The organism is Rhodoblastus acidophilus (assembly GCF_900187365.1).
GTDB classification, from domain to species: domain Bacteria; phylum Pseudomonadota; class Alphaproteobacteria; order Rhizobiales; family Beijerinckiaceae; genus Rhodoblastus; species Rhodoblastus acidophilus.
Map to the genome: position 1 here is coordinate 1 of NZ_FYDG01000001.1, position 11,631 is coordinate 11,631.

The window sequence follows — 11,631 nt, forward strand, 5'->3', positions numbered from 1 at the left end:
GACTTTGTCTCCTACAAGGACCGGCGCGCCGTCGCCTCGGCGCTGAAGCAGATCTATCGCGCCAAAGACGCCGCTGCGGGCGAGCGGGAGCTCGACGCCTTTGCCGACGGGCCCTGGGGACGAAAGTATCCGGCGATCGCCCAATCCTGGCGGCGTCACTGGAGCGAAGTCATTCCATTCTTTGCGTTTCCCGACGACGTGCGCCGGATCATCTACACAACGAATTCCATCGAGTCCTTGAACGCGAAATTGCGTCGCGCGGTGCGCGCTCGCGGGCATTTTCCGACCGACGACAGCGTGACGAAGCTGCTGTATCTCGTGTTGAACCTGGCGCAAAAAGAATGGAAAATGCCGCCGCGCGAATGGGTGATGGCGAAAGCTCAATTCGCCATCCTGTTCCCGGATCGGTTCAGCTTGGCATGAAAACGGAACCCGCCTTCACACGGAATTCCTGACAGTCTCCCATTCGAGATATTCGTGTCTGCTCACGGCCATTCGGTTCTAATCCTCGGTACCTCATCAGTACCCCAGACAAGTACCCCACAGCGTAGCCCTAGGCAATTGAATTTCAAGGATTTCATTGGGTTAAAGCATGAGCTACGGAGTTTCCAGGTTCCCCAGCCACTACTGACTTAGACTCCTGACATTCAAAGTCTTTCTCAGATGCCTCACACGGCATCTCCGAAGCGCGGCCTTAACGCTCCCACATCACCCGGAAGCGAGGCGTCTAAACACCTGGCGCACCTTTAAAAGCAAATCTCGAGATGCGCTATGCCAAAGCCTCCATCCCCCTGAAACTACACAAAGAACACGCATCGCAGCCGCGAGGCGAGCGGCCAGATCCGGCCGCCCCTCCCCGATGCGTCAGTCGCGCCTGGCGCCACCGAACAACAGCGCCATGGCTTTGCTCTGGGCTTCGCGCCCTTCGGCCACGCTGGCCAGATTCGCCTGTGGTCCGGAAACGGCGAAGCCCGCGCCCTGCAATTGCGCCACCAGCGACTCGACCGGGCGCCCGGTCAGCGGCGCCACCGCCGTAAGCGGCGCTTTGGCGATGGCGTTCATCGCCAGAACCGGCGGCGGCGCGCTCTTGCCGCCGCCGAGCGGCAGAAACGAAGCCAAAAGCAGCACGGCGAACCCAGCGATGACGCCGCGGCCGGCCGCGCTGGATACGAAATAGCGCTTGAACGCGCCCCAGTTGGCCCAGGCATGAAAGCCGACGCCGCCCACGAACGCCCAGCCCAGCCATTCATGCGCCAGCTTGTTCAGCCCGGCCGCTTGGTGAAAAAACATCAAGACGCCGGTGACCGCCATCAGGCCGAAGGCCCCGATGGTCACGGGCGTGGCCCATTCACGCGAAATTTTCATGACTTTCCTTCCCGTCGGATTCCCGCCCGTCGCGCAACCGCGCGCAAACAGGCCTGCAAGCGAGGCGCACCATCGCCCGTTTTGCTGACCGCCATCTGAAGCGGCGGGCGATCGCCGTTCAGCTCTCTGTCAGCTTGCCGCGACGCGGCGCAGGGCCGCCGCTGCAAACGGCCAAAAAAACGATGAAATCGCCGTGAACTTGCCCTATGTACGGGCGAATGTCGTCTTCATGCCCCTGAATGGCGCGCAATTTGCTAAACTCCGAGCGGTCCTTCAGGAACGTCCATGCCCTTCGATAATGTTTTCGGCGCACCGCCGTCGGAACTCGCTGAACTTTCGCCCCATGTCCGGCAATTCTCCCCGCTCAGCCCCGGCGCCGAGCGGCTGGAGGAGGCTGTTGGCCTCGACAATGTCGCCATGCTCGCCCCGCCTGGGGCTATCGAGCGCCGCGCCGTGCTGGCGATGGCTCTGCGGGCCTTGCAGCCGGGCGCGCCGCTGCTGGCGATGGCGCCCAAGGACAAGGGCGGCGGACGCTTGGCCAAGGATCTCGCCGATCTCGGCTGCGCCTGCGTCGAATCGGCCAAGCGCCACCATCGCATCTGCCTGACGCGGAACAGCGGCGACGCCGAGGCCATCGAGGCCGCGATTCGCGCCGGGGCGCCGCGCCTGTCCGAAACGCTCGGCCTGTGGACCCAACCAGGCGTATTCTCCTGGGACCGGCTCGATCCCGGAACCGCCCTGCTCGCCGACCATCTCCCGCAATTTTCAGGGCGAGGCGCCGATTTCGGCTGCGGCCTCGGCGTGCTGGCGCATCGGATTCTGGCCTCGGCGCGGGTCAAGTCGCTGCTGATGGTCGATGTGGACCGCCGCGCCGTCGATCTCTGCGCCCGCAATGTCGCGGATTCACGGGCGCGAATCGTCTGGGACGACGTGCGGCGGCTGAAAAAGCCCGAACCGCTGGATTTCGTGGTGATGAACCCGCCCTTCCACGACGCCGGCCGCGAAAACAAGGGCCTGGGCCTCGCCTTCATCGAACGCGCCGCCGAAGTGCTGCGCTCGGGCGGCGCCTGCTGGCTGGTCGCCAACCGCCACCTGCCCTATGAGGCGGCGCTCGAAGAAAAATTCCGCTCGGTGGCGCCTGTCGCCACAGCCGCCGGCTTCAAAGTGATCGAGGCGGTGAAGTGAAAACCGTCCGACTCGACAGGCTGCTGGGCAATCTCGGCTATGGCTCGCGCCGCGAGATCGCGATGCTCGCGCGATACGGCCGCATCTGGCTCGACGGCGCCGCCCTGCGCGATTCCGGCGCGAAAATCGCCCTCGACGCCGCCGCCGGGCTGGAAGTGGACAGGGAAAAGCTCGATCCCCTGCCCGGCCTGACGCTGATGATGCACAAGCCGGTCGGCGTCACCTGTTCGCATAAGGAGGCGGGACCGCTGGTCTATGGCCTGCTGCCCGAGCGCTGGCGCCGCCGCGATCCAGCGATCTCGTCCGTCGGCCGGCTCGACAAGGACACGTCCGGCCTGCTGCTGCTCACCGATGACGGCGCGCTGCTGCACAGAATCATCTCGCCCAAAACCGAAATCGCCAAAACCTATCGCGCCACGCTCGCCCGCGACCTTTCAGGCGCGGAAGCCGCGCTGTTCGCCTCGGGAACGCTGCTGCTGGAGGGCGAGGCCAACCCGGTCCTGCCGGCCCGCCTCGACGTTCTCGGACCGCGCGAGGCTTTGCTGACCCTGGTCGAGGGCCGCTATCATCAGGCCCGCCGCATGTTCGCGGCGGCCGGCAACCATGTCGAGGCGCTGCATCGCGAGCGAATCGGCGGCCTGGCCCTGCCGCCCGACCTCGCGCCGGGCGAATGGATCGTCCTGTCGCAGGACGAGATCGACGCGGCGCTGAACGGCGCGCTTTAGCGTGCCTCGGCCGACGCTTCCACCGTCGCCGGCTTCTTGCCGGTCTTGCTGAAGGCGTAGTTCAGCGCCTTGTGGAACACCTGCAAGCCCAGTTCGAACGCCGCGTCCTTGGCGCGCTGGCTCAGGTCGCCCAGCTCCACCGATTCGCCGGTCTTCAACGGCGCGTCCAGCGCCAGCGTCGCGCCATGGTAGATTTTCAGCCGCGCCACGGTCCGGCCGGCCTCCACCGGAGCCAGCAGCGGGCCTTCGTAAACGATCTTGCCGGTCAACTTTTCCGCAGAACCGCGGGCGGCCATCAATTGCACCGGCGCCTCGGTCACCAGCGGAACATCGCTCGCGGCGCCGCCATAGACGCGGGCCACGCCCACCTCCTCGCCAGCCGCGAACAGGTCGCGCACCTCAAAGCCCCGGAAACCCCAGTTGAACAGCTTGCGCGACTCCTCGGCGCGATCCTTGGCGTTTTTCGCGTCGAGCACGACCACGATCAGCCGCCGTCCGCCGTTCACCGCCGAGCCGACCAGATTGAAGCCGCCGTCCGGCAGATTGCCGACCTTCAGCCCGTCGCCGGCGACCTCGTTGAACAGAATGGGGTTGCGGTTGAGCTGCCGCACCTTGCTCCAAGTGAACTCCTTCTCGCCGAAGAAGTGGTAATAATCGGGATAGGCGGTGATGATGTTCAGGGCGAGCGCGGCGAGATCGCGGGCGCTCACCGTCTGCGCGGCGTTGGGCGAGCCCCAGGCGTCGATGAAATGACTGTGCGTCATGCCCAGTTCGCCGGCGCGCTTGTTCATCATGGCGGCGAAGCTTTCCTCCGAGCCGCCCAAGCCTTCCGCCAGCGCGATCGCCGCGTCGGCGCCCGACTGCACAATCAGCCCGCGCAGCAAATCCTCGACCCGCACGCTGGAGCCGAGCCGCGCGAACATCGAGGCCCCGCCCTGCGCGGTCTTCCAGGCGTGTTCGGAAATCGGGAACGCCGTGTCGAGCGTGATCTTGCCGCCCTTGAGATCGCGGAATACCAACTCCGCCGTCATCAGTTTGGCGAGTGAGGCCGGCGCGGTGGGCTCGTCGGCGGCCTTGTCGAACAGCACGGCCCCGGTGCCGACGTCCATCACCAGCGCGCGCGGGACAATAGTGGAGACGGACTGCGCGGCGGCGCCGGCCACAGCCCAGAACATCAAAAACAGGACGGCGATCGTTCTCACGCGGCCCTCGATCTCGCAATCGTTGCAATCGGCCGCGCCATGCTGCGAAGCAGCAGGCGCGCTCTATCTTTACGCGATTGCGAAGGCCACGCCAACGCCGGAAATCGCCAATCGCGCGATCAGCGCCGCGATACGCGAATCGGCGTATCGGCCCCCGGTGTCGTTCCGAGGTAAAGCGGCCGCTGCGGCGGGGCCGGCGGATGCGAGGGAAGCTGGGCCAGCGGGCGCAGATCGTTCAGCGTCAACGGCTGTTCGGTCGCAGGTTTCACCGGCGGCGTCGGCGGCGCCGGATGAATGGAAGCCTGCCGCTCGGGACGCGGCGGCGGCGGCGGGACTTCCGCCGCACGACGCTCCGGCTGGACCGATTCGCGCGGCGCCGTCGCTTGTTGAATCATGGCGACGCGCTCGATCTCGCGCGCGGTCTGCGCCGGCGCCGGCTGTTCCGCCGGCGGCTCGGCGCGATCGGCCACCATGGTCGGCGACAGCGCGAAATCGTCGAGGCGCGCCGGGGCGCCGTCGGTGCGCAGCGTCGCCATCAGCTTCTCGTCGTCCGAACCGCCCAGCGACGCCTTGCCGACATATTCGACCTTCACCTTGGCGGTGCCGAATCGGCGGTAGTCGAGCGCCTCGGCGGCGCGCGAGGACAGATCCATGATGCGGTTGTCGTGATAGGGGCCGCGGTCGTTCACGCGCACGATGATGGAGCGGTGATTGCGCAGGTTGGTGATGCGCGCATAGCTCGGCAGCGGCATGGTCGGGTGGGCGCCGCTGACCGAATCCTTGTCGTAAACCTCGCCATTGGCGGTGCGCCGCCCATGGAACGCGTCGCCATACCAGGAGGCCAGACCGACGCCGGCGAACTTGCGCTCGCTCGGCACATACGTCTTGCCGGCGACCGAATAGGGTTTCCCGACCAGATACTGGCCGCCGCCCTTCGGCACGTCCTCGCCGTCGGCCACTACGCGCGGGCTGGCGCGGCCATAGGTGGATTCCGGGAAATATTCTTTGCCATGGGTCTTGAGCTGCGCCTGCCGCTGCTGCGCGCAACCGCCAAGGCCAAGAACGGCGACGACAAGGCTGAGGGTGACGAAGCGATTCATCCGGATCTGACATCCCCGTTGCGCCGCGCCGCCCATTGCGCGGGAGTTTAGTCTCATATTCCCTTTCGGCACCATGCGGTGCGAAAAGTTACCAAAAGGTTAAGACGCCTTTCCGGCGCACGCCCCCTAGGGATCACGGACTTGTGATCGTCACGGATTCTCCAGCAGATTGCGGCGGAAGTGCGACGCAGCCCCTGCGTATAAAGACGCATCCCCCAGCGGCGCCGGTCATGCCTGCTTGCGCCAGCCGCCCTCTTCGGTCTCGGCCCAATAGGCCGGAGCGACGCCAATGCGGCGCAAATCCTTCCATTGCGCCCGGGCGTCGTCGAGAAAACCGGGATCGCGCCCGTCGAACAATATGATCAGCCTTTGGTAACCTTGTTCGACGAAAGGCGCCGCGGCGACGCCTTCGAGCAGGAAACGGACCTGCGCGTCATTGGGATTGTCCGCCCCGAGCGTCAGCCAGACCGGCTGCAGCTCGGGGTCGCCATCCTTGGCGGCGCCGTGGGGCAGGAAGGAATCCTCGGCATAGGTCCAGAGCAGATCGTCGATCGCGGCCAGCCGCTCCGGCGTCGCCGCCTGCAGCACGGCGCGCCAGCCGCGCTGGCGCACGCGTTCGACCAGACTGGGCAGCGCCTGTTCCAGCCGGCGGCGCTGCAGCTGGTAGAACCAGACTTCGGTCATGTCGCCCGCGTGTCCCGTCGCGAAGGCTCAGCCCTCGTAAAAATCCCGCACGAGACGATCGAGCAGGCGCACGCCCCAGCCGGAGGCCCAGCTCTGGTTGAGGTCGCCGGCCGGCGAGCCCATCGCCGTGCCGGCGATGTCGAGATGCGCCCAGGGCGTGTCGTTGACGAAATGCTGCAGGAAATGCGCGGCGGTGATCGACCCGGCGTAGCGCCCGCCGGTGTTCTTGATATCGGCGAATTTCGACTCGATCATCTTCTCGTAGGCGGCGCCCATCGGCATCCGCCACACTTTTTCGCCGGTGGCCTCGCCAGCCTTTTTCAGGTTTTCGGCGAGCGCGTCATTGTTGGAGAACAGGCCGGCGTAATCCTGGCCGAGCGAGACCAGAATGGCGCCGGTCAGCGTCGCCAGGTCGATCATGAAGGCCGGCTTGTAGGCGCTCTGCACGTGCCACAGCACGTCGGCCAGCACCAGCCGCCCTTCCGCGTCGGTGTTGATGATCTCGATGGTCGCCCCGGACATGGCGGTCACGATGTCGGACGGACGCTGCGCCGCGCCGTCGGGCATGTTCTCGACCAGACCGAGCGCGCCGACCACATTGGCCTTGGCCTTGCGCAGAGCCAGCGCGCGCAAAAGGCCGGTGACGGCGGCGGCGCCGCCCATGTCGCCCTTCATGTCCTCCATGCCGGCGCCTGGCTTGATCGAAACGCCGCCGGAATCGAAGCACACGCCCTTGCCGACGAAGGCGAGCGGCGCGTCGCCGGGCTTGCCGCCGTTCCAGCGCAGGATCACCACGCGGCTCGGCCGCGCCGAGCCCTGGCCGACGCCGAGCAGCGCCCGCATCCCCAGCTTCTCCATCGCGGGCACGTCGAGAATCTCGACCTCGACCCCGAGGCTTTCCAGCGCCTTGGCCTCCTCGGCGAAGGATTCGGGATAGAGCAGGTTCGGCGGCAGATTGACCAGCCGGCGCGCCAGATCGACGGAATCGGCGAGATCGGCGGCGGCGCCGATCGCCGCGCCGATCGCGCCGGCGTCCGGCCCGGCCAGCGCCACCTCGACCGGATCGTCGTTCTCCGGTTCGTCCTTCTTGGCCTTCTTCGTCTTGAACTGATCGAATTTATAGGAGCGCAGCCGCAGGCCCAGGGCGAAATCGCCCACGGCGGCCGCATCGGGCTGGGCGGCGAAATCGAAAATCACCCGAGCCAGCTTGGCCTTGCCGAGTTTCGCGGCGGCCACGCCGCCGAGGCGCAGGTAATCGACGGCCTCGCCGTCCTTGTCGGGCGCGGTTCCCAGCACGATCAGCTTTTGCGCGGCGAGGCCGGCCGGCGCGAGAAACTCCAGCGCCGTCCCGATCTTGCCCTTGAAGCCGGCGAATTCGGCCGAACCCGCCACCAGCCCGGCGGCGTCGCCGAGCAGGCGGGCGGTCTCGGCGCCGAGCGCCAAGTCCTTGCCCGCGAAGGCAATCAGGGTGAGAGCGCCCTTTTCGGGCGCGGCCAGGACGTCGGACAGCGGCAGAGCGCCGACGGAAAGCGCAGCGGACATTGCAACCTCGCAGCAGGGGCGGATTTCAGGAGTCGCGCCACTATGCGCGGGGGGGCGAGAGGGGTCAATGGCGCGCGGGTTCAAACGCGCGCCGGAAAAACTCAGCGCGGATCGAAGCGCACGCCGCTTTCCTCGTCGCTGGTCCAGACCACCACGCCCGCGCGCGTCTCGGTTCCCGTGTCGAGCGTGACGCGCTCGCCTTTTTCCAGGACCCCGAAGGCGCCGATCCGCGCGCCGCCTTCGGAAATATCCTGGATGATCACATTGCGCGGCCCGGACCCCGTGGTCGCCACGCCCAGACGGCCGCTGCGGCGACGCTCATAAGCGCGGCGGTTGACGCCGCCGCGCTCGTCTTCCAGAGCATGGGACAATTGGTCGAGCAGGTCGAGCATTTCGACGGTGGCGCGGTCGAGATCGTTGAGGAGGGCATGGGCGCCGCCGTCGTCGTCGGCCTCGAATTTGGCGAGAATCTCGCGGCCGAGCTCGTGGATGCGCGCGTGCGGCGCGGCGATGGCGATGAAGGCCGGCGTTTCGCGCAGGATCGGAATCCGCACGGAATCATACCATTGGCCGAACCGGCACTGATGGCCGTCCGGCACATCCGCCGACCGCCATTCCGTGCGGCCGAGCAGCGTGTCGACCACGCGCTTCTTGAACAGCATGTGGTCGATCTTGGCCATTTCGCACAGGGAGCGCGGCGCGTTCGGCTTGAACCAGTTGTTGGCCTTGTCGTTGAAGCGCTCGTTCATTTGCTGCACGCGGGCGGCCATGACGTCGAGCATGGCGTCGTTGTCGCTGGCGCGCTTGGCGCTCGCTTCGGAATTCGCGGCGATTTCCGCGCTGGTCTGGCGCTGGTAGTCGAGCACCGCCGCGATGGCCTCCATCCGCTCGGAGGCGGCGACCACGGTGTCGCATAGTCCCTCCATGCGGGCGGAGACGCCGCCGATCGCCTCGCCGCCCTGCGACACCGCCGCGTCGGTGCGGCCAATCGCGCCGGTCATGCCGGCGATGGCGCGGCGCATCTCGTCGATGCGCGCGGAAATCTCCACCGTCGCCTTGCCGCTCTGGCCCGCCAGGGTCTTGACCTCATTGGCGACCACGGCGAAGCCCTTGCCGACTTCGCCGGCCCGCGCCGCCTCGATGGTGGCGTTGAGCGCGAGCAGATTGGTCTGGCGGGCGATGGCCTCGATCGCCTGCAGCGAACCGGCGATCTGGTCGAAGGCGCGCTCCAGCGCGCCGACCTGCGCGGAGGATTCGCCGGCGGCGGCGGAAATATTGGTCATGGCGGCCGACAGCGTGGCCATGGCGCCGACTCCCGCCCGCGCGCTCGCTTCCGCCTCGCGCGCCAAATCCTGCGCGTCGCGGCCGGAGCGGGAAATCTCGTCGATGGCGGTCACGAGGTCGTGGGTCGACTCGGCGATGGCGTGCGAACTCTGCGCTTCGATGCTGGTGTTGTGCGACAGATGCGCAATCTCGATGGCGATGCCGTTCACATCGGCGACAATGCCGGCGAGCACCTTCAAGTTCATCAGATCCGCCTCGCGCGAAAGATCTTCGGCGATGTCGTTAAGCGCGGCGTCGGTGACCTGCGTGTGAATCATGCCGATCACGGCGACGAAATGGGCGCCCAGCGCCGGCAGGCTGGCGGCCGCGCCCGAAAGCACCGCCGCCCGCCGCGTCAGGCTGCGCGCGGTCGCGCCCATCGCCGTCTCGAGCGCGTCGAGCAGGGCCGGCGCCGGCACGCCCTCGGCGAGAATGGCGGCGACGTCCTTGCCGGTCGCCGCGCCGGAAAACAGGTGGCGGAACAACGGGTCGAGCCGGTCGGCGATCGGCGTGAGGCCGGGATGGCGCGCGAGCAGGCCCGCGCAATCGACGACGAGCGCCGACATGCCCCCGGCGGGCGCTCTGGTCTCAAAGGCGTCGTTGGCGAAAGCGGGCATGGACAAGGCGGCGGCTCCCAAAACAGGCTGGCGGCGACAGGCGCCAGGACAGTCGACCGTCTAGCTCCCCCGCTCTCGTGCAAACTTGCCTGAAACAGGCCGGTCGCATTTTACCCAAAGCCCTGCGTCAGGCGCCGGCGCCCCAGCGCATCGCGCGAAGCGGTGAACGCGGCGCAGCCTCGCTCGCTAAAATTTCGCCGATTTCCTTAATGGCGCAGGCCCGGCGCCTCCTGCCCGGTCGAGGCGACATATTCGGCATAGCCGCCGGGATAGAGATGCGGCCCTTCCGGCGTCAATTCGAACACCCGGTTCGACAGCGCCGCGAGAAAATGCCGGTCATGCGAGACGAACAGCATCGCCCCCTCGAAGGCCGACAGCGCCTGAATCAGCATTTCCTTGGTGGCGATGTCGAGATGGTTGGTCGGCTCGTCGAGCACCAGGAAATTCGGCGGATCGTAGAGCATTTTCGCCATGGCCAGCCGCGCCTTCTCGCCGCCCGACAGCACCCGGCATTTCTTTTCGACATCGTCGCCGGAAAAGCCGAAGCACCCGGCCAGCGTCATCAGCGAACCGCGCCCGGCCTGGGGAAAGCTCGACTCGAGATCCTCGTAGATCGTCGCCTCGCCATCGAGCATCTCCATGGCGTGCTGGGCGAAATAGCCCATTTTGGTGGCCGAACCGATGGTGACGGCGCCAGCGTCCGGCTCGGCCGCGCCGGCCACCAGCTTCAGCAGCGTCGATTTGCCGGCGCCGTTCACCCCCATCACCGCCCAGCGCTCCCTGCGCCGCACCTGAAAATCGAGGCCGTCATAAATGCGCTTGGCCCCATACGCCTTATGCACGCCCTTGAGGGTGGCGACGTCCTCGCCGGAGCGCGGCGCCGGCGGAAAATCGAACGCCACGCTCTGGCGCCGGCGCGGCGGCTCGACCTTCTCGATCTTGTCGAGTTTTTTCACGCGGCTTTGCACCTGCGAGGCATGGGAGGCGCGCGCCTTGAACCGCTCGATGAACTTGATTTCCTTGGCCAGCATGGCCTGCTGGCGCTCGAATTGCGCCTGCTGCTGCTTCTCGTTCAGCGCGCGCTGCTGCTCGTAGAATTCGTAATCGCCGCTGTAGGAATTGAGCGAACCGCCGTCGATCTCGATGATTTTTCCCACGATCCGGTTCATGAAGGCGCGGTCGTGCGAGGTCATCAGCAGCGCGCCGTCATAACCCTTGAGAAAATCCTCCAGCCAGATCAGGCTTTCGAGATCGAGATGGTTGCTCGGTTCGTCGAGCAGCATGGCGTCGGGCTTCATCAGCAGAATCCGGGCGAGCGCCACGCGCATCTTCCAGCCGCCGGACAGCTTGCCGACGTCGCCGTCCATCATCTCGTCGGAAAAATTAAGGCCCGCCAGCACTTCGCGGGCGCGACCCTCCAGCGCATAGCCGTCCAGCTCCTCGAAGCGATGCTGGACTTCGCCATAGCGCTCGATGATCTCATCCATCTCGTCCATCTTGTCGGGGTCGGCCATGTCGGCTTCCAGCGCCTTCAGTTGCGCCGCGACCTCGCTCACGGGACCGGCGCCGTTCATCGCCTCGGCCACCGCGCTGTGGCCGGCCATTTCGCCGACGTCCTGGTTGAAATAGCCGATGGTCACGCCGCGATCGATCGAGACCTGGCCTTCGTCGGGCGCCTCCTGCCCGGCGATCAGGCGGAACAGACTGGTCTTGCCGGCGCCGTTCGGCCCGACCAGCCCGACTTTCTCGCCGCGCAATACGGACGCCGAGGCCTCCACGAACAGGAGATGCGTGCCGCTTTGCTTGCTGATGGCGTCCAATCGAATCATACGCGCGAGGCCCCTCTGGAAGTTGAGGGCCTTCTAGCGCAAATCGCCGCGAAGGATAG

At 66.6% G+C, this 11,631-nt stretch carries 10 protein-coding genes; 3 read left to right on the forward strand and 7 right to left on the reverse strand.

What is annotated here, in order from left to right; translation table 11 throughout:
- A partial coding sequence (locus CFB24_RS00005) for a transposase (RefSeq protein ID WP_176440398.1) occupies nucleotides 1-423 on the forward strand: 423 nt, incomplete at its 5' end.
- Between the two features lie 441 nt (nucleotides 424-864).
- Here CFB24_RS00005 and CFB24_RS00010 read toward each other — a convergent pair.
- Nucleotides 865-1,365 (reverse strand): DUF4405 domain-containing protein, encoded by a 501-nt coding sequence (locus CFB24_RS00010; protein WP_088518525.1) that lies wholly within the window; start codon nucleotides 1,363-1,365, stop codon nucleotides 865-867.
- A gap of 285 nt (nucleotides 1,366-1,650) precedes the next feature.
- Here CFB24_RS00010 and CFB24_RS00015 point away from each other — a divergent pair, with 285 nt between their 5' ends.
- The gene (locus CFB24_RS00015; protein ID WP_088518526.1) at nucleotides 1,651-2,550 is read left to right on the forward strand and encodes a class I SAM-dependent methyltransferase; all 900 of its coding nucleotides are present in this window, start codon (nucleotides 1,651-1,653) and stop codon (nucleotides 2,548-2,550) included.
- Nucleotides 2,547-3,275, forward strand: coding sequence for a 16S rRNA pseudouridine(516) synthase (locus CFB24_RS00020; protein ID WP_088518527.1), 729 nt, complete (start codon nucleotides 2,547-2,549; stop codon nucleotides 3,273-3,275). Before CFB24_RS00015 ends, CFB24_RS00020 begins: the two co-directional genes overlap by 4 nt.
- Here CFB24_RS00020 and CFB24_RS00025 read toward each other — a convergent pair.
- The 6 genes from CFB24_RS00025 to CFB24_RS00050 form a co-directional block, all read right to left on the reverse strand.
- Entirely contained in the window at nucleotides 3,272-4,477 is a 1,206-nt protein-coding gene (locus CFB24_RS00025; protein WP_244593231.1) for a D-alanyl-D-alanine carboxypeptidase family protein, read from the reverse strand. The genes CFB24_RS00020 and CFB24_RS00025 overlap by 4 nt on opposite strands.
- A gap of 119 nt (nucleotides 4,478-4,596) precedes the next feature.
- A complete protein-coding gene (locus tag CFB24_RS00030) occupies nucleotides 4,597-5,577 on the reverse strand; it encodes a septal ring lytic transglycosylase RlpA family protein (RefSeq protein WP_088518528.1) in 981 nt (326 codons plus the stop codon).
- Nucleotides 5,578-5,805: 228 nt separating this feature from the next.
- Nucleotides 5,806-6,261 carry a DNA polymerase III subunit chi gene (locus CFB24_RS00035; RefSeq protein WP_088518529.1) on the reverse strand — a complete coding sequence of 152 codons (456 nt, stop codon included), beginning with the start codon at nucleotides 6,259-6,261 and terminating at the stop codon, nucleotides 5,806-5,808.
- Nucleotides 6,262-6,288: 27 nt separating this feature from the next.
- Nucleotides 6,289-7,803 carry a leucyl aminopeptidase gene (locus tag CFB24_RS00040; protein ID WP_088518530.1) on the reverse strand — a complete coding sequence of 505 codons (1,515 nt, stop codon included), beginning with the start codon at nucleotides 7,801-7,803 and terminating at the stop codon, nucleotides 6,289-6,291.
- Nucleotides 7,804-7,904: 101 nt separating this feature from the next.
- The gene (locus tag CFB24_RS00045) at nucleotides 7,905-9,743 is read right to left on the reverse strand and encodes a methyl-accepting chemotaxis protein (RefSeq protein WP_088518531.1); all 1,839 of its coding nucleotides are present in this window, start codon (nucleotides 9,741-9,743) and stop codon (nucleotides 7,905-7,907) included.
- Nucleotides 9,744-9,949: 206 nt separating this feature from the next.
- The gene (locus CFB24_RS00050) at nucleotides 9,950-11,572 is read right to left on the reverse strand and encodes an ABC-F family ATP-binding cassette domain-containing protein (protein WP_088518532.1); all 1,623 of its coding nucleotides are present in this window, start codon (nucleotides 11,570-11,572) and stop codon (nucleotides 9,950-9,952) included.
- Nucleotides 11,573-11,631 lie beyond the last annotated feature (59 nt).